The sequence below is a fragment of the endosymbiont of Ridgeia piscesae genome, from assembly GCF_001443665.1.
GTDB lineage: Bacteria > Pseudomonadota > Gammaproteobacteria > Chromatiales > Chromatiaceae > Endoriftia > Endoriftia persephonae.
This window is the reverse complement of record NZ_KQ557124.1, coordinates 42,881-64,992: the sequence shown is the minus strand read 5'-3', so window position 1 is coordinate 64,992 and position 22,112 is coordinate 42,881. Positions and strand designations below refer to the sequence as shown.

The 22,112-nt window shown below is 59.5% G+C and carries 20 protein-coding genes and 1 pseudogene; 19 read left to right on the top strand and 2 right to left on the bottom strand.

Translation table 11 applies throughout. The features are described from left to right. Nucleotides 1–29 precede the first annotated feature (29 nt). From Ga0074115_RS06685 to Ga0074115_RS06595, 19 genes and pseudogenes are all read left to right on the top strand, one after another. Nucleotides 30–2,234: a RelA/SpoT family protein gene (locus Ga0074115_RS06685; RefSeq protein WP_057955254.1), complete on the top strand. Its 2,205-nt coding sequence runs from the start codon at nucleotides 30–32 to the stop codon at nucleotides 2,232–2,234. Nucleotides 2,235–2,384: 150 nt separating this feature from the next. After that, nucleotides 2,385–3,026 carry an adenylate kinase gene (locus Ga0074115_RS06680; protein WP_057955255.1) on the top strand — a complete coding sequence of 214 codons (642 nt, stop codon included), beginning with the start codon at nucleotides 2,385–2,387 and terminating at the stop codon, nucleotides 3,024–3,026. A gap of 281 nt (nucleotides 3,027–3,307) precedes the next feature. Beyond that, nucleotides 3,308–4,405, top strand: a complete 1,098-nt coding sequence (rlmN, locus tag Ga0074115_RS06675; RefSeq protein ID WP_082626712.1) for a dual-specificity RNA methyltransferase RlmN — start codon at nucleotides 3,308–3,310, stop codon at nucleotides 4,403–4,405. Then, nucleotides 4,402–5,193 carry a type IV pilus biogenesis/stability protein PilW gene (pilW, locus tag Ga0074115_RS06670; protein WP_082626713.1) on the top strand — a complete coding sequence of 264 codons (792 nt, stop codon included), beginning with the start codon at nucleotides 4,402–4,404 and terminating at the stop codon, nucleotides 5,191–5,193. Before rlmN ends, pilW begins: the two co-directional genes overlap by 4 nt. Next, the gene (locus Ga0074115_RS06665) at nucleotides 5,193–6,263 is read left to right on the top strand and encodes a RodZ domain-containing protein (protein ID WP_057955256.1); all 1,071 of its coding nucleotides are present in this window, start codon (nucleotides 5,193–5,195) and stop codon (nucleotides 6,261–6,263) included. Before pilW ends, Ga0074115_RS06665 begins: the two co-directional genes overlap by 1 nt. Before the next feature lie 87 nt (nucleotides 6,264–6,350). After that, the gene (hisS, locus tag Ga0074115_RS06660; protein WP_057955257.1) at nucleotides 6,351–7,634 is read left to right on the top strand and encodes a histidine--tRNA ligase; all 1,284 of its coding nucleotides are present in this window, start codon (nucleotides 6,351–6,353) and stop codon (nucleotides 7,632–7,634) included. A gap of 11 nt (nucleotides 7,635–7,645) precedes the next feature. Further along, a complete protein-coding gene (locus tag Ga0074115_RS06655; protein WP_057955258.1) occupies nucleotides 7,646–8,275 on the top strand; it encodes a YfgM family protein in 630 nt (209 codons plus the stop codon). Continuing rightward, on the top strand, nucleotides 8,250–9,434 hold the full coding sequence (bamB, locus tag Ga0074115_RS06650; protein ID WP_057955259.1) for an outer membrane protein assembly factor BamB: 1,185 nt from the start codon (nucleotides 8,250–8,252) through the stop codon (nucleotides 9,432–9,434). The genes Ga0074115_RS06655 and bamB overlap by 26 nt, the downstream gene beginning before the upstream one ends. A 5-nt stretch (nucleotides 9,435–9,439) precedes the next feature. Then, entirely contained in the window at nucleotides 9,440–10,825 is a 1,386-nt protein-coding gene (der, locus tag Ga0074115_RS06645) for a ribosome biogenesis GTPase Der (RefSeq protein ID WP_057955260.1), read from the top strand. Nucleotides 10,826–11,125: 300 nt separating this feature from the next. After that, complete coding sequence (locus tag Ga0074115_RS06640; protein ID WP_057955261.1) at nucleotides 11,126–11,863, top strand: lamin tail domain-containing protein; 738 nt, start codon at nucleotides 11,126–11,128, stop codon at nucleotides 11,861–11,863. Next, complete coding sequence (locus tag Ga0074115_RS06635) at nucleotides 11,841–13,133, top strand: SPL family radical SAM protein (protein WP_057955262.1); 1,293 nt, start codon at nucleotides 11,841–11,843, stop codon at nucleotides 13,131–13,133. Before Ga0074115_RS06640 ends, Ga0074115_RS06635 begins: the two co-directional genes overlap by 23 nt. Nucleotide 13,134: 1 nt before the next feature. Beyond that, nucleotides 13,135–14,580 carry a sodium/proline symporter PutP gene (gene putP / locus Ga0074115_RS06630; protein WP_060528347.1) on the top strand — a complete coding sequence of 482 codons (1,446 nt, stop codon included), beginning with the start codon at nucleotides 13,135–13,137 and terminating at the stop codon, nucleotides 14,578–14,580. A gap of 120 nt (nucleotides 14,581–14,700) precedes the next feature. Continuing rightward, nucleotides 14,701–16,407, top strand: coding sequence for an HDOD domain-containing protein (locus Ga0074115_RS06625; RefSeq protein ID WP_057955264.1), 1,707 nt, complete (start codon nucleotides 14,701–14,703; stop codon nucleotides 16,405–16,407). Further along, nucleotides 16,391–16,813: an ATP-binding protein gene (locus Ga0074115_RS06620; protein ID WP_232432951.1), complete on the top strand. Its 423-nt coding sequence runs from the start codon at nucleotides 16,391–16,393 to the stop codon at nucleotides 16,811–16,813. The genes Ga0074115_RS06625 and Ga0074115_RS06620 overlap by 17 nt, the downstream gene beginning before the upstream one ends. Nucleotides 16,814–16,824: 11 nt before the next feature. Further along, on the top strand, nucleotides 16,825–17,154 hold the full coding sequence (locus Ga0074115_RS06615) for an STAS domain-containing protein (RefSeq protein WP_057955266.1): 330 nt from the start codon (nucleotides 16,825–16,827) through the stop codon (nucleotides 17,152–17,154). Nucleotides 17,155–17,231: 77 nt separating this feature from the next. Further along, nucleotides 17,232–18,037 (top strand): annotated as a pseudogene (locus Ga0074115_RS06610) (ABC transporter ATP-binding protein). A 14-nt stretch (nucleotides 18,038–18,051) separates the two neighbouring features. Continuing rightward, the gene (locus tag Ga0074115_RS06605) at nucleotides 18,052–18,840 is read left to right on the top strand and encodes an MlaE family lipid ABC transporter permease subunit (RefSeq protein WP_005960996.1); all 789 of its coding nucleotides are present in this window, start codon (nucleotides 18,052–18,054) and stop codon (nucleotides 18,838–18,840) included. Between the two features lie 39 nt (nucleotides 18,841–18,879). Next, nucleotides 18,880–19,341, top strand: a complete 462-nt coding sequence (mlaD, locus tag Ga0074115_RS06600) for an outer membrane lipid asymmetry maintenance protein MlaD (protein ID WP_005960997.1) — start codon at nucleotides 18,880–18,882, stop codon at nucleotides 19,339–19,341. Nucleotides 19,342–19,383: 42 nt separating this feature from the next. Further along, complete coding sequence (locus Ga0074115_RS06595; RefSeq protein ID WP_232432950.1) at nucleotides 19,384–19,971, top strand: MlaC/ttg2D family ABC transporter substrate-binding protein; 588 nt, start codon at nucleotides 19,384–19,386, stop codon at nucleotides 19,969–19,971. 46 nt (nucleotides 19,972–20,017) lie between these two features. On the opposite strand, the gene Ga0074115_RS06590 is transcribed toward Ga0074115_RS06595, so the two are convergent. Continuing rightward, nucleotides 20,018–20,821: an undecaprenyl-diphosphate phosphatase gene (locus Ga0074115_RS06590; RefSeq protein WP_060528345.1), complete on the bottom strand. Its 804-nt coding sequence runs from the start codon at nucleotides 20,819–20,821 to the stop codon at nucleotides 20,018–20,020. A 64-nt stretch (nucleotides 20,822–20,885) separates the two neighbouring features. Beyond that, entirely contained in the window at nucleotides 20,886–21,890 is a 1,005-nt protein-coding gene (gene galE, locus Ga0074115_RS06585; protein WP_057956704.1) for a UDP-glucose 4-epimerase GalE, read from the bottom strand. Between the last annotated feature and the right edge of the window lie 222 nt (nucleotides 21,891–22,112).

The following is a 22,112-nucleotide window of genomic DNA, read 5'->3' as shown; positions in this document are numbered from 1 at the left end:
GAGGGCGGGCGGCCACTTATCCCCTAATCATGGTCAGTGTTACGACAAACCTGCCGGAAGGCGATTTGGTCGATCTCGAGAAGATCCAGGCCTGGATCGATAGCCTCGCGCCGCAGATCGAGCCGGGTGACCGTGAATATCTGGAGATGGCCTGCCAGACCGCACTTGAGCGGGGGGGGGAGGTGCGTCTGCCGAGCGGTGAACTGCGCATCCGCCATGCCCTCTCAGTGGCCGAGGTGCTGGCCAGCATGCGGCTCGACCGGGAGACCCTGGCGGCGGCGATCCTGCTCGGCGTGCTTGACGACGAAGCGAGCGATCAGGAGGCATTGACGGCGCAATTTGGTGAGGCCACTCTGCGCATGGTCGGTGACATGGCGCGCATCGACGCCCTCACCGACTTCTCCAGAGAGATCCCGGCCGGCGACCAGGAAGAGCATGCGGAGAATCTGCGCCGCCTGCTGCTAGGTATTGCCGAGGATGTGCGGGTGGTGCTGGTGGTGGTGGCGGAGCGGCTTCACCTGATGCGCATCGCGCGCGACTTTCCCGCCGAGATTCAGCGCCGCATCGCCGAGCAGACCCGCAGTATCTACGCGCCGCTGGCCAACCGGCTGGGCATCTGGCAGATAAAATGGGAGCTTGAAGACCTCAGTCTGCGTTTTCTCGAGCCGGAGGCGTACAAGCGCATCGCCAGTCAGCTGGATGGACGGCGCAGTGACCGGGAGAGTTTTATCCAGGATGTCATCGCCCTGCTGGAGGAGAAGTTCAAGGCGGCGGGCATCCAGGCGGGGATCAGTGGCCGGCCAAAACATATCTACAGTATCTGGCGCAAGATGCAGCGTAAGGCGGTGGATATCGAGCAAATCTTCGACCTGCGTGCGGTACGGGTGCTGGTGGAGGATGTGGCCGATTGCTACGCGGTACTGGGAATCGTGCATAGTCTCTGGCGCCATATCCCCGGCGAGTTTGACGACTACATCGCCACCCCCAAGACGAATATGTACCAGTCGATCCACACCGCAGTGATCGGCCCCGAGGATAAAACCCTGGAGGTGCAGATCCGCACCTACGACATGCACCACCATTCGGAGCTGGGGGTGGCGGCCCACTGGCGCTACAAAGAGAACACCAAGCACGACGAGGATTTCGAGCGTCGTATCGTCTGGATGCGTCACTGGCTCGAGTTCAAGGATGGCGGCGAGGAGGCGGTGGGTTTTCTGGCCCAGTTCGACAGCGAGCTGGAGGTGACCCGCATCTACGTCTTTACTCCCCAGGGCAAGGTGGTGGAGTTGCCGAAGGGGGCTACCGCCCTCGATTTCGCCTATGCGATCCACTCCGATGTGGGGCACAGCTGCAAGGGCGCACGGGTGGATGGCCATATCGTGCAGCTGACCCGGCCGCTGCACAGCGGTGAGACGGTGGAGATATTCACCGCTAAAAACGGCAGTCCAAGCCGTGACTGGCTCAACCCCCATCTTGGCTATCTGCACACCTCCCGCGCCAGAGGGCGGGTACGCCAGTGGTTCAAGCAGCTCGACTACGAACACCATGTGGAGTTGGGTCGTGCCGCCCTAGAGCGCGAAATGACCCGCATGAGCATCAGTGAACGGCCCGACCTGGAGGCGGTCGCGGCGCGTCACAATCTGCACAAGGGGGAGGATGTCTACGCCGCGATCGGCCGCGGTGAGCTCTCACCGGTGCATATCGCCAACTTCAGTGAGACCCCCAAGCCGCCGCCTCGTGTGGCGCCGCCGGAAGAGTGGAGCCTGAACAAGCCGCCGGCCCGCGGCGAGGTGGTGGTGCAGGGGGTGGGCGATCTGCTCACCAGCATGGCGCGCTGCTGCAAGCCGCTCCCTTACGATCCGATCATCGGTTTTGTCACCCGTGGACGCGGTGTGACCGTGCATCGGCGCGACTGCGCCAACATTCGCAGCATGAATGACCAGGAGCAGAAGCGGCTGGTGGAGGTGCACTGGAGCGAACGCCACGAAACCCTCTACCCGGTCGATTTTCAGGTGTATGCTGCCGACCGCAAGGGGCTGCTGCGTGATATCTCCTCGATCCTCACCAACGAGGAGGTCGATGTGATCGGGGTCAACACCCACAGTGACCGCACCCAGGACCGGGCCACCATGCGCTTTACTGTGGAAGTTACCGATATGGCCCAGCTCAGCCGTCTGCTGCTGAAGGTCGAGCAGTTGCCGGATGTGATTGAGGTGTATCGGCTGGTTGACTGAGCGGCGGCTGCGGCAATCGTTGGGAGGCGTACTGCGGATTGGAATTCCCTGTTCAGGCGCGATTTTTTTTGCTTTTTGCGCGACTTGGCGACACAATCTCGCCCCGAAAACTCCTTACCCCTTATCAAATAGATTGCAGAGAGAAAAACCATGCGACTGATTCTTCTGGGCGCCCCGGGTGCCGGTAAAGGCACCGTAGCCAAGCTGCTGACCGCTGTCGACGGTTCCGTACAGATCTCCACCGGCGACATCCTGCGCGGCGCAGTCAAGGATGGCACCGAGCTGGGCAAACAGGCCAAGGCCTTCATGGATGCCGGTGATCTGGTGCCTGACGAGCTGATCATGGGCATCATGAAAGAGCGCCTGCAGGAGGATGATTGCAAGGCCGGTTTCCTGCTCGACGGTTTCCCTCGCACCATCCCCCAGGCCGAGCAACTCAAGACCCTGCTGGCCGATCTCAGCATCGAGCTGGATGCTGCGGTCAACCTGGACGTGCCGCGTGACGTGATCCTCGACCGCCTCACTACCCGTCGCACCTGCGTCGGCTGTGGCGCCATCTACAACGTTAAGTCGATGCCGCCGAAGGTGGAAGGCAAGTGCGACAAGTGCGGCGCCGATGTGGTGCAGCGCGACGACGAGACCGAAGAGGCGATCTCCAACCGTCTCGACGTCTACAATGAGAAGACCGCGCCGCTGACCGACTTCTACCGCAACGAGGGGATGTTGATGGATGTCAACTCCACTTCCAGTGATACGGTTGTGGCGGCAATCAAGGATAAGCTGGGCATCTGATCCCCACCTCACTGTTTTCTCCTGAGGCCGCCGCAATACTGGTTTGCGGCGGCCCCTCCCGCCTCTGCTTTCCTCTGAATCACTCTGCCTGATTGCCTGTGGCAGAGACTCTGGCTAGAATCGCCAAGTCTTTCGCTCGATTGTGGTAATTTATCCCTTTGATGCTTGTGGTTAAGCGTGTTCTGGCGTGTAACACGTTGAGCGGGGCAGGATTATCTGTTTCTATGCCTACTTGTTGAGTGCCTGTGCTGCCGCCAATCCCGCGGAATGAGGAAACCTGCTTGTCTGAGTTGAACAAAACCAACCTAATGGAGCTCGATCAGCGGTTGATGGAGCGCTTTTTTGTCGAACTGGGTTCCAAAGCCTTCCATGGGCGCAACGTTTTCAAATGGATCCACAAGCAGGGTGTGATCGACTTCAATCAGATGACCGATATCTCCAAGCGGTTGCGTGTGCAGCTGGAGTCGCTGGCAGAGATCCGTCTGCCGGAGCTGGTGTTTGAGCAGCCGGCCCGCGACGGCACCCGCAAGTGGGTGTTGCAGCTGGATGATGGCCAGCGTATCGAGACGGTCTATATCCCGGATGGGGAGAGATCCACCATCTGCGTCTCCTCCCAGGTCGGTTGCGCACTCAACTGCAGCTTCTGCTCCACCGCTCGCCAGGGTTTCAACCGCAATCTCTCGGTGGCGGAGATTATCGGCCAGGTCTGGGTTGCCAGCCGCGAGCTAGGGCATCCACCGACCAATATCGTACTGATGGGGATGGGTGAGCCGCTCGCTAATTTTGATGCGGTGGTGACGGCGATGGATATCATGCAGGACGACTCCGCCTACATGCTCTCCAAATATCGCGTCACCATCAGCACCTGCGGTATCGTGCCGGCGCTAAGACAGCTGCGCGAGGTGAGTGATGTGAGCCTTGCCGTGTCGCTGCATGCGCCGACCAATGAGCTGCGCGACCAGCTGGTGCCGATCAACCAGAAGTACCCGCTGGAGGAGCTGATCCCTGCCTGTCGTGACTTCATCAAGGGTGACAAGCGGCGCAAGATTACTTGGGAGTATGTGATGCTGGATGGCATCAATGATTCGATCCAGCACGCCAAGGCGTTAATCCGGCTGCTGGAGGGGACTCCCTCCAAGCTTAATCTGATCCCCTTCAATCCCTTCCCCGGCACCTCCTACAAAACCTCTCCGCCGGAACGGGTCGAGGTATTTCGTCAGCGCCTGATGAGAGCAGGCATCATCTCCATTACCCGCAAGACCCGCGGCGAGGATATCGACGCCGCCTGTGGCCAGCTGGTGGGGCGGGTAAAGGATCGTAGTCAGCGTGAACTGAAAAGAAAAATGCCGCAACGGGCGGCGGAGGCAGGGGCGCGATGAAACAACGATTCTGGCTGACCCGGTTGGCAGTAGTGTCGCTTGCGGTGCTGCTCAGCGCCTGTGCCAGCCAGGGCGAGTTCAGGCCGGAAGGGGGTAGCACTGGCAACCTTGGCGATCAGAATCGGAAGAGCCCGGCCGATGTCTACGTGGAGATGGGAATCGTCTATATGCGTGAGGGCCAGCTTGGGATAGCGATGAAGAAGCTCAAGCGGGGCCTGGAGCTCGACCCCAAGAGCGCCGAAGCACACAATGTGATTGCACTGCTCTATGAGCGGTTGGGTGAGGTCGGGCTTGCGGATCAGCACTATACTGAAGCCTTGGTGATCCAGCCACAGAACCCCTATATTCACAATGCTCGTGGCGGCTTCTTTTGTAAACAGGGTCAATATGATCTGGCGGACAAACAGTTTCAACTGGCGTTGGAGAATCCGCTCTATCCGACCCCCTGGATCGCGCTTACCAACGCTGGCCTGTGTGCCGAGCGTAGTGGCGACAAATTGGCAGCAGAGCGTTATTATCGACGGGCGTTGAGCGCCAACGATCGCTTTTTTCTGGCCCTTTACCAGATGGCCGGGATGATGCTGGAGCAGGAGAATCATCTCGCAGCGCGGGACTATATTGAACGATACCACCAACAGGTGGCGGCAACCGCCGGTTCGCTCTGGATGGGGATTCAGATCGAGACGGCGTTGGGGGATGAAGAGAAAGCTGCCAAGTATAAGAGGCTGCTCAGGGGAAAATTCCCGGATGCTCCTGAGATACAGCTCCTCAACCAAATAGAACGATAATGAGTGTACTTTCCACCAAAGATGCGGAGCAGATGGGAGCGGACCAGCCGATAGAGGGGCCTGGCAGTCGCTTGCGAAAAGAGCGGGAAGCGCTGGGTATAGATCAGATGAAGCTAGCCGCCCAGCTGCACCTGAGCGAAACCATGATTGAGGCCCTCGAGTGGGATGACTATGAAGTCCTGCCTAGTCCGGTGTTTGTGCAGGGCTATCTGAAAAATTACGCGCGCATCCTTGGTGTGCCGGAACATGAGGTGATCGACGCCTACCGGGCCCTCGCACCACTGCCGGAAGAAGCGCGTGCGCTCAACGGCAACCGCAAAGTCCTGAAGGAGATGCGTAGCAACCATGGTGGAGTGCGCATCGTGACCTGGGTGATCGTCATCGCCCTGCTGCTGCTGCTGGCGATCTGGTGGCAGGGAGAGCAGGAGCTCCACGATATGAGCACAGCGGACCAGGCGACGCTGCAGGAGTCGATGCTGGAGGAGAGTGAGGCGGCGCCCGACAATCCGGGCCTCAGCCTACCTCCGCCGCTCGAGGTGACGCCCGAGGAGATAACCCCGGCAACCGAGATTGAATCGCCTACTCCACAGGATGAGGCAGCAGTTGCTGAGCCGCCGCCGCTTACACAGACTCTGACGGAAGAGACAGGGCAGGTTGGTGCGCTCGAGCCGGTTGGTGCAGCAGCGGAGATCGCCGCTGAACAGAGAGCAGAGGTTGTCGTGGAGGCATTGCAGGAGGCAGCGCCGACTACCTCCAATGCAGTCGAAGCGGAAGAGTCTGTAGAGGTCGAGGCGGCTCCGGCTGAGCCGGGGTCTGCGTTCCCCAGTGTGGTGATCGAGTTCAACGACTCCTGTTGGGCAGAGATCCGCGATGCCTCCGGCCGCACCCGCCTGATCGGCAACATGAAGGTGGGTGACCGACGGGTGCTGGGCAATTGGCCGGCACCCTATCGGGTGTTGTTTGGCAATGCCGCAGCGGTCAACATGAGTATCAATGGCGATACATTCGATCTCGAGCCCCACACCCGCCGCAATGTTGCCCGTTTTCGCTTCGATCCTGCAGACTACTGATTACACGCCATCAGGGTTATAACCCGCTCGCCGGACGTGGTAAGCTCCGGCGTTTGATTTTACGCGACGATCCGCAGTAACTGGCCGATGGCAAAGAATATTCAGGCGATCCGCGGGATGAAGGACATCCTGCCGCAACAGACCCCCCTCTGGCATTTTCTCGAGGACCGGGTACGCTCGGTGCTCGCCCGCTATGGCTACGATGAGATCCGTATGCCGATAGTCGAGCAGACTGAGCTGTTTAAGCGCTCCATCGGCGAGGTGACCGACATCGTCGAAAAGGAGATGTACACTTTCGCCGATCGCAACGGAGACAGTCTCACACTGCGCCCGGAGGGTACTGCTGGCTGCGTGCGGGCGATGCTGGAGCACGGCCTGATCCACAATCAGGTGCAGCGGCTCTGGTACCGAGGGCCGATGTTTCGTCACGAGCGACCGCAGAAGGGGCGCTACCGCCAGTTCCACCAGATCGGCGTGGAAAGCTTCGGTCTGGAAGGCCCCGATGTGGATCTGGAGCAGATCCTGATCACCCACCGGATCTGGCAAGAGATCGGCCTCGACGGGCTGGAGTTGCAGATCAATACCCTCGGCACTTCGCAGGAGCGCCAGGCCTACCGGGCAATCCTGGTGGACTATTTTCGCGCCCATCAGGAGCAGCTGGACGAGGATAGCCGGCGCCGTCTGGAGAGCAATCCACTGCGTATCCTCGACACCAAGAACCCCAAGATGGCGGAGTTGGTGGCCGGGGCACCGAGCCTGATGGAGCATCTTGGCGAGGCGTCAAAGGCGCACTTCGAGACCCTGTTGGCGGGCCTTGACGGGGCTGGCGTGGCCTACGTCGCCAACCCCCGCCTGGTGCGTGGCCTCGACTACTACTCGCGCACCGTGTTCGAGTGGGTTACCACCCGTTTGGGTGCCCAGGGCACAGTCTGTGCCGGTGGGCGCTTCGACGGCCTGGTCGAGCAGCTTGGCGGCAGGCGGGTGCCTGCAGTGGGGTTCGCGATGGGGCTGGAGCGGCTGATCGCGCTGCTCGAAGAGACCGATCTGGCGGAGCGCCTGCCAGGCATCGACCTCTATCTGGTGATGGTGGGGGAGCGGGCGCAGCGCGAAGGCATGCTGCTGGCGGAACGGCTGCGGGATCAGCTGCCCAAGCTGCGGTTGATCGCCCACTGTGGTGGCGGCAGCTTCAAGAGCCAGTTCAAAAAGGCAGACAAGAGTAATGCCCGTTACGCGTTGATCTTGGGCGACGACGAGTTGGCGCGGGGAGAGGTAGGCCTCAAGCCCATGCGCGGCGAGGGTGAGCAGCAGCAGGTGGCACTGGAGCGATTGAGCGAAGTGATCACCGATGTTTTCGAATTGAATACCAAGTAGGGTTGAGAGTCATGAGTGGATATCAGACCGAAGAAGAGCAGGTCGAAGCGTTAAAAAAGTGGTGGAAGGAGAACGGCACCTCAGTGATCGCAGGCATCGTGCTCGGGTTCGGCGCGGTGTTTGGCTGGCAGGCCTGGAACGGCTATCAGGATCGCGTCGGTGAAGAGGCCTCGGTTGCCTTCAGCCAGATGATCGATGCCATCACCCAGGGGCAGAGCGAATCAGCGTTGAAGCAGGCGGAACTGCTGCGGCTCGAATATGAATCCAGCGCCTATGCGGTGTTTGCTGCACTGGCCCAGGCGAGCCTGAAAATGGAGCAAGGCGACAGTGCGGCGGCCCGCTCGCAGCTTGAATGGGCGATGCAGCATGCCGAAGAGCCCGGTCTGAAACAGCTGGCGCGACTGCGCCTGGCGCGGATCCTGCTAAGCGAAGGCGAGACCGAGGCCGCAGCCAGTCTGGTGAAGGCTGCGCCAGCCGGTGGCTTCGACAGCGAATTTGCCGCACTGCGGGGTGACATCGCACGCCAGCAGGGGGATCTGCAGGCGGCCCGCCAAGCCTATCAGTTGGCGTTGGCCGGCGATGTCGGCAATGGCGAACTGGTGCAGATGAAACTGGATGACCTTGGAGTCGCAACCCCCTGAGGCGATGGAGATGATACGCAAGCTATTTTGGGTTGCTCTGATCTTGATGCTGGGCGGCTGCAGCGGCTTCTCGGCCAAAGACAATGCTGATCCGCCGGCTGAGCTGGTGGAGCGACAGGCAGAGTTGGCGGTCGAGACCCTCTGGCAGCAGCAGGTAGGGGGCACCGATGGCCGCTTCCTGGCGATCGCGCCGGCGCTGGATGGTGAACTGATCTATATCGCCAACGCTACCGGTCAAGTGAGTGCGATCGAGCGGGCTGGGGGCAAAACCCGTTGGCAGCGCGATACCGGTTTGCAGATCACCGGTGGCCCCGGTGTCGGCGAGGGGCTGGTGCTGGTCGGCACGGCCGAGGCGGAGCTGCTGGCGCTGAGTGGCGAGACCGGTGAAGAGCTGTGGCGCCGGCGTGTCAGCAGTGAGGTCTTGGCGCCGCCAGTGGTGGGGCAGGGCGTGGTGGTGGCGCGTACCATTAATGGTCGTGTCGCCGGCTTCGATTTGACCAGCGGCCAGCCGCGTTGGGTCTTCGATCGCAGCGAACCGCTGCTGACGCTGCGCGGCAACAGTGCGCCGCTGATCAGCAACGGCCAGCTGCTGGTGGGGTTCTCCAATGGCAAGCTGGTGAGTCTCTCCCTGGAGAGTGGCAACGCGATCTGGGAGGCCACCGTCTCCACCCCCCACGGTCGCACCGAGCTGGAGCGCATCGTCGACCTGGATGCCGATCCACTGGCGGTGGAGGGGATGGTCTACGCGGCCAGTTTCCAGGGCGAGGTGGCGGCGATCGCCGAGGCCAGCGGGGTGGTGCTCTGGCGACGTGATCTCTCTGTTTATGCCGGGATGGATGGTGACTGGCGCACCCTCTACGTGAGCGATGATCAGGCTCATGTGTGGGCGCTGGATGCGACCAATGGCGCGGCTCTCTGGCAGCAGTCCGAACTGCATGCGCGACGTCTTTCGGCCCCGGCGATAGTCGGCGACTATCTGGTGGTAGGCGACTTTGAAGGCTATCTGCACTGGCTCTCCCAGGATGACGGGCGGTTGGTGGCGCGCACCCGGGTGGGCGATGGTGGGATCCGTGCCAAACCCCTGGTGGTCGATGGTGTGGTCTATGTCTATGATGATGGCGGCCGCCTGAGCGCGCTACGTCCCGGTCCTTTGCGTTAATTCTGATGCTTCCAGTAATCGCCCTGGTGGGCCGCCCCAATGTGGGCAAATCGACCCTCTTCAACCGCTTGACCCGCAGCCGCGACGCGCTGGTGGCGGATCAACCTGGTCTTACCCGCGACCGCAAGTATGGCATGGGCCGGCTCGGCCCCGGCCCTTATGTGGTGGTGGATACTGGCGGCCTCAGCGGTGAGGACGGGGTTGATCTGCTGATGGAGCAGCAGGTGCGACAGGCAATCGGCGAGGCCGACCATGTGCTGTTGCTGCTGGATGCCCGTGAGGGCTGCACCGGCGGCGATGAGGTCATCGCCGAGCAGCTGCGCCGTACCGGCAAACCGGTGACTGCGGTAGTCAACAAGAGTGAAGGGCTGAGCCGGGATGCCGCCGCCAATGAGTTTTTCAGCCTCGGTCTTGGTGAGCCGAAGGCGATCGCTGCGGCCCACGGACAGGGGGTGCACGGCCTGATCGTCGAGGTACTCGAGAGCCTGCCGCCGGTGGAGATGCCGGAGGAGTTGCCAGAGGGGATCCAGATTGCGGTGGTGGGCCGTCCCAATGTGGGCAAGTCGACCCTGGTCAACCGCATGTTGGGTGAGGAGCGGGTGGTCGCCTTCGATCAGCCTGGCACCACCCGTGACAGCATCTTCATCCCCTTTGTCCACGACGACAAACACTACACCCTGATCGATACCGCCGGAGTTCGGCGTCGCGCGCGGGTCAACGAGGTGATCGAAAAGTTCAGCGTGATCAAGACGCTGCAGGCGCTGGAGCAGGCCAACGTGGCGCTGCTGGTGTTGGATGCTCAGTTGGGGGTGGGGGAGCAGGATGCCAATCTGGCCGGCCATATCCTGGAGAGCGGTCGTGCCCTGGTGCTGGTGATCAACAAGTGGGATGGTCTGGATCAGGGGCAGCGCCAGCAGGTGCGTGAGGAGATCGAACGCAAGCTGCCGTTTCTCGACTTCGCCACCCACCACTACATCTCGGCGCTGCACGGTTCAGGGGTCGGTGGTCTCTACCGGCTGGTGGATCGGGCCTACGCCAATGCGACCCGCGATCTGGCCACGCCGGAGCTGACCCGGTTGCTGGAGCTGCTGGTGCAGGAGCATCAGCCGCCGCTGGTGCGTGGCCGGCGTATCAAGCTGCGCTACGCTCACCAGGGGGGCAAGAATCCGCCGATCATCGTGATCCATGGCAATCAGACCGAGCATGTTCCCAGCACCTACAAGCGCTATCTAGTTGGGCGATTCCGGCGTGCCCTGAAGCTTTCAGGCACGCCGATCCGACTCGAATTTCGCTCCGGTGACAACCCCTATGAGGGCAAGCGCAACAAGCTCACCCCACGCCAGATCCAGAAGCGCAAACGATTGAAGAAATACGTCAGTCGTAAGGGGTAAGGCGCCTTTGCACGAATCATGAACGGCAGCCTTGGGGCCTAAATTTTCCGCTGCTGCGTTGAAAATCTTGGCAATAGGCCGGCTATTGCTTGCGATTCCCGCCTTGCAGCGAATAATTTGGCCTCACAATTCTGCCCGCCTAGATTCATGCAGAGGCTCCTTATGCGTCAGCGGTTTCCTACAGAGAGGCTGGCGTCGCTCTGATGGATTCTCGTTCTTATTGCAGCTAGTTTCATAAGCAAAGGATAAAGGTATCAGCCCAGCGAGCGGGCCTTGTAACCATGCATAAGGAAATGCGCCATGAAATTTAAACGACTCCCAGCCCTGGTTGGGCTCTCCTTCGCCCTGTTCGGCTTTAAGGGCCAGGCCTCTCTGCTGATCAATGAGGTCGACTATGATCAGCCGGGCAGCGATACTGCCGAGTTCATCGAACTTTTCAACGCGGGTAGCACTTCCCTCGATCTCTTCGGATACTCCCTGTCGTTGATTAATGGCAACAGTGGTGCCATCTACCGCAGCTTCGATCTGCCCGATCTGCAACTGCAGGCAGGGGCCTACTTTGTGCTCTGTGGCGATAGTGCCAATGTGATCAATTGCGACCTGAATGTATCGCCGGCGAGCAATCTGATTCAGAACGGTGCCCCGGATGCTCTGGCACTATTTTTCGGCGCCAGCCAGATCGACAGCCTGAGCTATGAAGGCAGTGTGGCGGGTTTTACCGAGGGCTCCGGGGCAGGCCTGGTTGATTCCTCAACAGTTGCCTATCTGGGGCTCTCTCGTTGGCCCAACGGCGCTGATAGCGACTCCAATAACGCCGATTTTGCCCAGGCCTGTATCACGCCGGGCATGGCGAATACCGATCGTGCTAGCGGTTGTACCGATCCGGTGGTTGTACCGCCGATCGGTGTGCCTGAACCGGCTGCTTGGCTGCTGTTGGGGGCTGGCCTTGTGCTGCTGCGAGGCCGGCGGGGCAGGTGCTTGCATGGGGCCGACGGCTTGCGTACAACTGTCGGCCATGAGCCGAAACGACGATTATGAGAACCGCCTGAATGGGCAGTTGGAGCAGGCTGGGATTGCGCGACTCTCCCCAGAGCAACACAAATTTATAGAGGAGCAGGCGCGGATCTACCGCTTCAGCTTCCAGGAACTGCGGCAACTGGGGGAGATCTGTACCGATCTGCAGATGTGGGGTGAGCCGCCGATCGAGCAGCTCTGGTCCGGGCTCGAGCCCCCTTCAGGCGCCGGCAAAGCAGCACGCCAGCAGATCCTGCAGCAGTTGCAGCTGCATCGTCAGCGATTGCGGGAGATGCCGAACCACTATCCCGAGAGTTCACCGCGTTCCCCCGATGCTACAGACCGCATCCGCCGTGTGACCGAAGAGAGGCCCCAGCTGGGGTTGGGCTGGTGTCCGGTGGCTTCGTCGCGCACCCGTTGCTGCAATCTGCTGACCCTGGATGCGGTGCAAAATTGCGGCTTCGACTGCAGCTACTGCAGCATCCAATCCTTCTATCATGGTGATGAGGTGCGCTTTGATGCCAGCTTTGCACAGAAGCTGGAGCGGCTGGAAATCGATCCGCAGAAGATTTATCACATCGGCACAGGACAATCCTCAGACTCACTGATGTGGGGCAATCAGGCCGGTATCCTGGATGCGCTGATGGCGTTTGCCCGCCGTCACCCGAATGTGATCCTGGAGTTGAAAACTAAGTCGAAAAATATCGCCTACTTGCTGAAAAACGATATCCCAGCCAATGTCCTCTGCACCTGGTCCCTCAATCCGCAGACCCTGATCGACAATGAAGAGCACCTGACCGCCTCCCTGGAGGAGCGCTTGGCGGCGGCACGGCGGCTGGCGGATCGGGGTATTCTGGTTGGTTTTCACTTCCACCCAATGATCCACTACGATCGCTGGCGGGAGGAGTACGGGGCGATCTTCAGTCGCTTGGTTGAGGTATTTGACCCCGCTGAGGTGGCGCTGGTGAGTCTTGGCACCCTCACCTATATCAAGTCGGTGCTGAAGAAGCTGCGCGGCCGTGAGGGATTGCGCAGCCAGATCCTGAAGATGCCGATGGTGGAGGCGGCGGGCAAACTCTCCTATCCGGATGCGATCAAGATCGAGATGTTCAGCCATGCCTATACGGGGCTCACGCCCTGGCACGATCAGGTCTTTTTCTATCTCTGCATGGAGAGCCCGACGCTCTGGCAACCGGTGTTCGGTGTCGAGTATGCAGACAACGGTGCGTTGGAGCAGGTGATGAAACAGAGTTATCTGGCAAAGATCGAGCAACGCCGCAGAGGGATCGGTTGAGATGGGAGAGACAGCGGAGCTGGCTATCGGCGCCACCTTTCTTGTCTATCTGCTGTTGATGCTGGCGATCGGTTTTTGGGCCTGGCGGCGGACCAGCAATCTTTCCGATTTTGTGCTTGGCGGTCGTAGCCTGGGCAGCTGGGTGACGGCGCTCTCGGCCAGCGCCTCCGACATGAGCGGTTGGCTGCTGCTGGGGCTGCCGGGTTATGCCTACCTCTCTGGACTGGAGTCGCTCTGGCTGGCGGCGGGGCTTGCGGTCGGCACCTGGCTCAACTGGCGGCTGGTGGCGGGGCGCTTGAGAATCGCCTCGGAGCAGGCGGGCAATGCCCTGACTCTGCCGGAATATCTCTCCAACCGCTTCAATGATGAGTCGGGTCTGATCCGCATCATCTCGGCTTTTTTTATCCTGCTGTTCTTTCTCTTTTACACCAGCTCTGGATTGGTGGCCGGCGGCAAGCTATTTGAGTCGGTGTTTGGGCTGCCCTATGTCTGGGCGGTGGCGGCTGGCGCCCTGACGGTGATCCTCTACACCACCTTTGGTGGTTTTATCGCTGTTTCCTGGACCGATCTGCTGCAGGGGTTGCTGATGCTCGCAGCGCTGCTGGCAGTACCGCTGATCGCCTTGGGGGAGCTGGGTGGCGTGGCTGAGGCCCTGAGTCGGCTCGAACAGCGCAATCCCCATCTACTCGATCCGTTTAGCGACAACAGCGGCGCGCCCCTGGGCTGGATCACGATCGTCTCGCTGCCCGCCTGGGGGCTGGGCTACTTTGGCCAGCCGCACATCCTGGCCCGCTTCAAGGCGGTCAGATCGGTGCGGCAGCTGCCCCTGGCGCGGCGGATTGCGATGAGCTGGGTGGTGTTGTCACTCATCGCCGCTTCTCTGGTGGGCTTGGTGGGAGTGCCGAGCTTTGATCAGCCGCTGGCGGATGCGGAGCGGGTCTTTATCGAACTGGTCGGGCTGCTGTTCCATCCGCTGATTGCCGGCATCTGTCTGGCGGCAATCCTGGCGGCGATCATGAGTACCGCCGATTCACAATTGCTGGTGGCCTCCAGCGCCTTCACCGAGGATCTCTACCGGGTGCTGTGGCGGCGTCAGGCGAGTGAAAGGGAACTGGTGCTGGTGGGGCGGCTTGCGGTGGTGGGGATTGCTGCTGCGGCGTTTCTGTTGGCGCTCGACCCCGACAGCCAGGTGCTCGATCTGGTTGCCTACGCTTGGGCCGGCTTTGGTGCTGCCTTTGGGCCGGTGGTGGTGCTCTCGCTCTACTGGAGGCGCATGAGCCGCAATGGAGTGTTGGCAGGCATCATCGTAGGTGGTGTCACGGTGGTGCTCTGGAAACAGCTGCAGGGCGGTATCTTCGATCTCTACGAGATCGTGCCTGGTATCCTGGTCGCGACCCTGGCGATCCTGTTGGTGAGTCGGCTAGAGCGACCTGCCGGAGTGGAGTGAACCCGCACCGGGCAGAGCGGCGTCCCTTGTTCTGGCCTTGGCTATACTCTGGGAGGTGCGTCTGGGCGAACCCTGCCTTGCCGCCTTCTGTCGTCCGATCACCAAGCAAGGAAAAGGCCGTTGGATTTTGTTTCCCTGGAGTCCCTGAAGCCTACTGAGTTGCCGTCCCCTCCCCAAGGAACCCTCAATGTGGTCCACGCCTGTACCCGGGAGAAATGGGATGCGCAACAGCTGAGCAGCATGGTGGCGCAGGATCCTGTGCTGTCGGTGGAGATCCTGCGAATTGCAAACTCCGCCTATTTTGGCTTCGCTAGCGAGATCACCTCGGTAGCCCGCGCGATCACCGTCATCGGCCAGAATGCCCTGCGTAATATTGCACTCTGTATTGCGATGCGGGATGCACTCAAGCCAGATCAGTTGCCCGCCTTCCCAGTGACCGAGTTCTGGGAGGCGGCTCTGCGCCGTGCTGTCTGTGGCAGGTCACTGGCGGTGCTGACTGGTCTGGATGGGGATACCTGTTTTACCGCCGGGTTGCTGCAAGATTTTGGTCTGCTGGTGTTGTTCTATCTGAAGCTCAACCGCATCAGCGAGTGGCCCAATCTGGCGCGGCTGCCACCTGACAGGCGCCGGGATCTTGAGTTGCAACTGTTTGGTATGAGTCACGACAAGGTGGGGCTGCAGCTGGCCAGATCCTGGGGATTTCCGGAGGAGCTGGAGATCGCCATTGGTTTTCATCATGAGACGCCTCCCCAGCAGGTTTCTGTATCGTCGGCTCGGCTCGCGGCGCTGGCCCGCTGTGTTGACTGGATGGCGTCGGTGTTTACTGCGGATGACAAACGTCATGCGATCCAGACCTGCCGTGGGCTGCTTTCCGATCAGTTTGAGCTCTCTGCGGAACAAGCGGATCGACTGCTGGAGGAGGTCGCTAGCGCCATTACTGAGGCGGCCGGCGCCTACGGTTTCGAGATTAGTGAGCAACCCGAGTTCGACTCACTGATGCGCAACGCCAATCTGCGCCTGGTGGAGGAGAACCTGAGTGTGCAGGAGATGAACTGGCACCTGCAGCAGATCATCGAGGAGCGGGATCGGGTCACTGCAGAGCTCAATCGGGAGTTGGAACTGGCCCGGGAGGTGCAGCGCAGCCTGCTGCCAAGCGAATCAGACAATCCGCTGGGGCTGGCGGGGGTGAATGTTTCCGCCAAGGCAGTGTCTGGGGACTTCTACGATTTCTTCCAGCTGCACAATGGCCAGATCGCATTCTGCATCGCCGATGTTGCCGGCAAAGGGATGAATGCGGCACTACTGATGGCCAAGGCGAGCAGTCTGTTTCATTGTCTTGGCAAGAGCATCCACGACCCCTCCAAACTGCTGGCGATGCTCAATCATGAGATTGCTGAGCGATCCATCCACGGTATGTTTGTCACCATGGTTGCGGGCCTCTACAACCCGCAATCCGGTAGGGTACGGCTCGCCAATGCCGGCCATCCTCCGGTCATTCAGATGAGCAGCACACAGCAGCAGGCCGAATATCCGGCAACTGCTCCGCCCCTGGGGGTGGTTGCCGTGATTGATTTTCCCAGCATCGAGTTTCAGCTGGGAAACGACAGCCTCTACCTCTATACCGATGGCCTGATCGAGGCGCGAATCTCAGGGCAGCAGCGCCTGGAACAGCAGGGCCTGATTAGCCTGTTCAGCAGATATGCCCACAAATCGCCGCAGGAGCGTCTGCAGCGCATCGTTGCCGAGGTACGTCGTGGTCAGGCCAGCTCTGATGATGACATCACTCTCCTGCTGGTTGAACGTCAAGAAAGTGAAGAAAAACGCTGAACAATTGATCGATCTGCGGATCGCGGCTGAGCCATGCTGTTTGAAACTGGTGCGCAGTGTGATTCGTGATGTGGCGGAGCTTGCGGGACTGCCAGAGCAGGAAAGGGATAACGTTGTCCTGGCGGTCCATGAAGCATGCATGAACGTCATCCAGCACGCCTACCACAACGCCCCAAAGGGGGAGATCCGGCTATCTGTTCTGCGCTCTCAATCGGCATTGATTTTTTTACTTCAAGATGACGCCCCCTGTGTCGATACAGAGAGCATCCGGCCACGGGATCTGGATCAGATCCGACCCGGTGGGCTGGGGGTTCACTTCATCAGGCAGATCATGGATGAGGTGGAGTTCCTGGAGTGTGTGGTGACAGGAAACACTCTGAAAATGGTGAAGTATTTTCAATCCTGAAGGTGGTAGGCATGGCATATGCGGTTGAGGAGAGAGAGGGATTTTCGGTGCTCTACCTGACCGGCGAGGTTGACCTCAGTTGTTCCCCCAACGCACGCAAGGCGATCCTCGACTGTCTGCAGAACAAGCGAAACCTGCTGGTCGATCTTTCTGACGTGACCTACATCGACAGTTCAGGTGTGGCAAGTCTGGTGGAGGGATATCAACTGTCGCGTACCCTGGAACTCGATTTTTCCCTGGTGGGGGTGAGTGATGCGGCGATGAATGTGTTGCGGCTTGCCAGGCTCGATCATGTCTTTCCTATCTATCCATCACTTGAAGCGCACCTTGAGGGCAAATGAATGGTGCAGATGCGGCCAGTGATGATTTTTCCGGGTAGGCCTGATGCGGCTGCCACAGCTGTGCGGGAGGTTTGCCAATGACCATGCAGGCTGACAGTGATGGCAGGGTGGTGGAGGTTGAAGGGCTTGAGGTGCACTACGGCAATCACAAGGTGCTCGATGGTATCGACCTGCAGGTGAATGCCGGTGAGATTATGGTGATCATGGGGGGAGTGGTTCCGGCAAGAGTACCCTGCTGCGCACCCTGCTGGGGCTGAAGGAGGCTAGCGCCGGTTCGGTGAAGTTGCTCGGCAAGCCGTTTGACGCCCGCCACCCAGAGAACCTGCGGCAGGTGCGCAGACGCATCGGAGTGGCGTTTCAGGGCGGCGCCCTGCTCAGCTCTCTCACAGTGGGGGAGAATATCCGCTTGCCGCTGCGCCATCATGCCAGACTGGATGAGAGCACCATGGCGGTGATGACCCGCATGAAGCTGGAAATGGTCAATCTGCCGGGGACGGAAAATCTGATGCCGGCACAACTTTCTGGCGGTATGGTGAAGCGCGCCGCTCTGGCTCGTGCCCTGATCATGGATCCCGCCCTGATGTTTTTTGATGAGCCCTCGGCAGGGCTCGATCCAGTTACTTCTGCGGAGCTGGATGAACTGATACTGCGCCTGCGCGAGACCACCGGCACCACCATCGTAGTGGTGACTCATGAGCTGGAGAGCACCTTCTCTATTGCCGATCGGATCACCATGCTGGGTGGCGGGAAGGTGTTGATGAGTGGCAGTGTGGATGAGGTGCGAAACAGCAGTGATCCGCAGATCCAGAACCTGCTCAACCGCCGGCCGAACCGTGAACAACCGGACCCGGATGCTTATCTGCGCCGCCTGACCGGAAGCTGAATCCAGATACCCCAATGATCAAATATCTGAACCATCTTGGCGAAGTTTCCCTGGACCTGCTCGATCAGGCCGGACGCATGGCGAAGATGCTGCTGAGTGCGCTGCTCAGTCTGTTTCGTGCCCCCTACCAACTCGAGCCTGTGATCCGCCAGCTCCACTTCATCGGCGCCCGATCGATGCTGGTGATAGTGATCTCTGGACTGTTTACCGGCATGGTGCTGGCGTTGCAGTTTCACAACACCCTGGAACGGTTTGGCTCGGTGGATTTGTTGGGCTCCGCGGTCGCGCTGGCTCTGCTGCGTGAGTTGGGGCCGGTGATGGCGGCGCTGATGGTGGTGGGGCGGGCGGGCTCGGCGATGTGTGCCGAGATCGGCATCATGCGCACCAGCGAACAGATCGATGCGCTGGAGTGCATGGCGATCGATCCCCACAAGTTCATTATTGCCCCGAAGCTGGTCGCCGGTATCATCTCGCTGCCGTTGCTCACCAGCGTCTTCGATGTGATGGGGTTGATCGGCGGCTGGCTGGTGGGGGTGCAGATCTTCGGCCTCAATCAGGGGGCTTATTTCGACAGTATGTACAGCGGCGTGGAGTGGAATGATGTGGCCATGGGGCTCTACAAGTCCCTGCTGTTTGGTCTGGTGATCACCGTCATCGCCACTGCTAAGGGGTTTTTTATGCACCTGGAGCGGGGCGGGCGGTTTGGTGCCGAGGGGGTCAGCCAGGTCACGACTAGCGCGGTAGTGGTTTCCGCCATCGCCATCCTGTTTGGTGACTATCTGGTCGGCGCACTGATGCTTTAAGAGGGCATCGCATGAGAGATAAACACTGGAGTTGAATCCATGAACCGGATCAAAGTTGAAACCGTTGTAGGCCTGTTTGTGCTGGTGGGACTGGTCAGTTTTGCATTTCTGGCGGTCAAGCTTGGCGGGATCGGTGATGCTAGTGGTAGCCACTATACTCTGACCGCCCGCTTCCTCTCCGCTTCTGGATTGAGAAACGGGGCGGAGGTGGAGATGGCCGGTGTCGTGGTCGGCAAAGTAACCGACATTCACTTCAACCATGAGGATTTCGAGGCCGAGGTTGAGCTGAGTCTGCCCAACTCCATTCGTCTCCAGGATGATGCCATTGCCTCGATTGCCAGTAGCGGGCTTCTGGGTGGGAAGTTGATCAAGATTTCTGCCGGCGGCTCTGAAGATTATCTCGAACCTGGCGACATTATCACTGAGACCGAGTCCTCAGTGAGTCTGGAAGAGTTGCTGAGTAAATATATCTTCGAGGGCCAGTCCACGAATGATAAGTGAATGCCATTTGACACTCTGCTTGCGTTGATCGGGAGAACCACCATGTCGTTTAAAAAAATGCTGTTACCTTTGGGGCTGATCTGTTTTTTGTTTGGTAGCAGCCAGGCTGTCGCTGTACCCTCTCCCACAGAACAATTGCGTGAGGTTGTGGATGGTGTGATGGCGCTACTCAAGCAGCCGGAGGTGGATCAGGCACAGCGTCGCCAGCAGATGCGGGATCTGATCGCGCCTCATTTCGATTTTGAGGTGATGTCGCGCAGCATCCTGGCCAAAAATTGGAAGAAGGCGGATGCTGCTCAGCGTGATCGCTTTGTCGAGCTGTTCAAGCGCTTGATGGAGAACACCTACATTGCTGCCATGGAGAGCTACACCAACGAAACCATCCGTTACGGCAAGGAGAAGATCCGCAAGAACAAGGCGGTGGCGGAGACCTTTATCATACGTACGGGCGTGGAGATCCCGGTGATCTACCGTCTGCGTCAGCGGGGCGACAAATGGCTGGCCTACGATGTGGTGATTGAAGGCGTGAGCATCGTCCGCAACTATCGTAGCAGCTTCGCCAGCCTGGTGAAAAAGCAGGGGATTGACGGACTGTTGGCAAATCTAGAAAGCAAGGTGCAGGGAGGCTGAAGGGGGCGTCCATCATGCCCGATGACACCCCCATCTTTTTGCCCCGTCAGAGGAGGAAGAAGATCAGGATGGCAACGCCCAAGATCAGCCGATAGATAACAAACGGCGTCATGCCGATACGCTCGATGAAGCGCAGGAAATAGTGGATGCAGAGATAGGCGGTGATGAATGAGAGCGCGGTGCCAAGCAATAAGGAGTTCCAGTCAGCGGAGGCATCACTGCTGATCAGTTCCAGGGTGACCAGCCCACCCGACATCAGGATGGTGGGGATGGCGAGCAGAAAAGAGAAGCGGGAGGCGGCCTCGCGGGTCAGTCCGAGCATCAGACCAGCACTCATGGTGGAGCCGGAGCGAGAGGTGCCGGGGATGATCGCCACCGCCTGGAACAGGCCGATAATCAGTGCATCTCGCCAGGTGATGGAGTACTCATCTCGGCTATGTTTGCCTATCTTGTCGAAGACCAGCAGTACGATACCGAAGCCGATGGTGGTGATGGCGATCACCAGCGGCGAGCGCAGTTCTCCTTCTATCAGCGACTTCATCAGCAGGCCGAACAGCCCCACCGGAATGGTGGCGACAATGATCATCCAACCAAGGCGCGATTCCGGGGTGGTGGCGTAGCGATTGAACAGGGATTTGAAAAAATCGCGGCTAATGGAGATCACCTCATGGCGGAAGTAGCTAATCACGGCCAGCAGAGAACCCACATGCACTGCCACATCGAAGGCGAACCCCTGATCGGCATAGTCCAATACAAGAGGTGCGAGGATTAGGTGGGCGGAGCTGGAGATGGGAAGGAATTCGGTCAGGCCCTGCAGTGCGGCCAGGATAAAAATCTGTAGCAGATCCATAGTATTGAGATGTCTAGCTCGGTTTTTGGTGCTGTACCCCCCATTTTATGACAGGGGCGAAACGCTAGGGCAGTGCCATCGGCTGGCATGGGGTGATGATCTTCTCCCACGCCAGGCTGGACGAGACGATTGCGTCGAGCGATTCGAATCTGGGCTTCCAGCCAAATAGTTGCCGGATTCGCTCGGCCCTGGCAATCATCGAGGGCAGATCCCCTGGACGACGCGGGGATTCAACCACATTCAGGGGGGTTTCGGAAAGTCGTTCGACGGTCTGCAGCACTTCACGAACCGAGTATCCCCTGCCATATCCGCAGTTCAGGGTGGTGGAACTGCCGCCTCTTCGCAGATAGTCGAGGGCTAGCAGATGAGCGTTGGCCAGGTCCTCCACATGTATATAGTCGCGCACGCCGGTACCATCGCAGGTCGGGTAGTCGGTCCCGAATATCTCGATTTGCATCCTTTTACCCATAGCCGCCTGACAGGCGACCTTGATTAGCTGGGTGGAATGTTCTGCCGCGTGGCCAGTGCGCAGTTCCGGATCGCAACCGGCGACGTTGAAATAGCGCAGGATGACATGTTTGATGCCGTAGGCGGCAGAGGTATCCCGCACCATCTGTTCGGCCATCAGTTTCGATTGGCCATAGGGTGTGAACGGGTGTGTGGCAGAGTCCTCGTCGACTAGGTTTTCGGCCTGGTAACCGTAGACGGCGGCAGTGGAGGAGAAGATGAAGTTGCGTACTCCGCTCTCCACACAACTCTCCAGCAGGATGCGGGTATTGCTGGTGTTGTTGTGGTAGTAGTCGAGGGGGATTTCGTAGGACCGGGCCACATCCGTGAACGCGGCAAAATGGAATACTGTGTTGATCTGGTATTTGCGCAGCAGCTCGATCAGCAGTTTTTTGTCGCCGATGTCGCCAACCACCAAGTCACCATAGAGCACGGCCGGGCGACAGCCAGTGGAGAGGTTATCTAGAGTGACCAGGCGTTCGCCTGCTTCCCCCAACTGCCGTAGTGTGTGGCTGCCGATATAGCCAGCACCACCGGTCACAAGAATCCCTTTTTGGACCATCGCTCAAGCTTCTCCTGATTGTTGCCGTAAACCAATAATCATACTGATAGCGTAGTTTGTCGTCATTCGTAGCGCACTTTCTGCATGCCGGTTGGGTATAGAAAAACTGTACCTGGTTCGCAAAAAGCGGCACTTCACCGGTTGAAATTTCCAGACAACGGGAATCAGGATGCAGGTATACTTTTCGCGCTGTCCGGAGGCAGATTTAATCGACTATTTGTG

Coding starts and splice junctions, on each gene's coding strand:
- Ga0074115_RS06685 (WP_057955254.1), top strand. CDS start 30: ATGGTCAGTGTTACGACAAACCTGCCGGAAGGCGATTTGGTCGATCTC.
- Ga0074115_RS06680 (WP_057955255.1), top strand. CDS start 2,385: ATGCGACTGATTCTTCTGGGCGCCCCGGGTGCCGGTAAAGGCACCGTA.
- pilW (WP_082626713.1), top strand. CDS start 4,402: ATGAAACAACGATTCTGGCTGACCCGGTTGGCAGTAGTGTCGCTTGCG.
- Ga0074115_RS06665 (WP_057955256.1), top strand. CDS start 5,193: ATGAGTGTACTTTCCACCAAAGATGCGGAGCAGATGGGAGCGGACCAG.
- hisS (WP_057955257.1), top strand. CDS start 6,351: ATGGCAAAGAATATTCAGGCGATCCGCGGGATGAAGGACATCCTGCCG.
- Ga0074115_RS06655 (WP_057955258.1), top strand. CDS start 7,646: ATGAGTGGATATCAGACCGAAGAAGAGCAGGTCGAAGCGTTAAAAAAG.
- bamB (WP_057955259.1), top strand. CDS start 8,250: ATGACCTTGGAGTCGCAACCCCCTGAGGCGATGGAGATGATACGCAAG.
- der (WP_057955260.1), top strand. CDS start 9,440: ATGCTTCCAGTAATCGCCCTGGTGGGCCGCCCCAATGTGGGCAAATCG.
- Ga0074115_RS06640 (WP_057955261.1), top strand. CDS start 11,126: ATGAAATTTAAACGACTCCCAGCCCTGGTTGGGCTCTCCTTCGCCCTG.
- Ga0074115_RS06635 (WP_057955262.1), top strand. CDS start 11,841: ATGAGCCGAAACGACGATTATGAGAACCGCCTGAATGGGCAGTTGGAG.
- putP (WP_060528347.1), top strand. CDS start 13,135: ATGGGAGAGACAGCGGAGCTGGCTATCGGCGCCACCTTTCTTGTCTAT.
- Ga0074115_RS06615 (WP_057955266.1), top strand. CDS start 16,825: ATGGCATATGCGGTTGAGGAGAGAGAGGGATTTTCGGTGCTCTACCTG.
- Ga0074115_RS06605 (WP_005960996.1), top strand. CDS start 18,052: ATGATCAAATATCTGAACCATCTTGGCGAAGTTTCCCTGGACCTGCTC.
- mlaD (WP_005960997.1), top strand. CDS start 18,880: ATGAACCGGATCAAAGTTGAAACCGTTGTAGGCCTGTTTGTGCTGGTG.
- Ga0074115_RS06595 (WP_232432950.1), top strand. CDS start 19,384: ATGTCGTTTAAAAAAATGCTGTTACCTTTGGGGCTGATCTGTTTTTTG.
- Ga0074115_RS06590 (WP_060528345.1), bottom strand. CDS start 20,821: ATGGATCTGCTACAGATTTTTATCCTGGCCGCACTGCAGGGCCTGACC.
- galE (WP_057956704.1), bottom strand. CDS start 21,890: ATGGTCCAAAAAGGGATTCTTGTGACCGGTGGTGCTGGCTATATCGGC.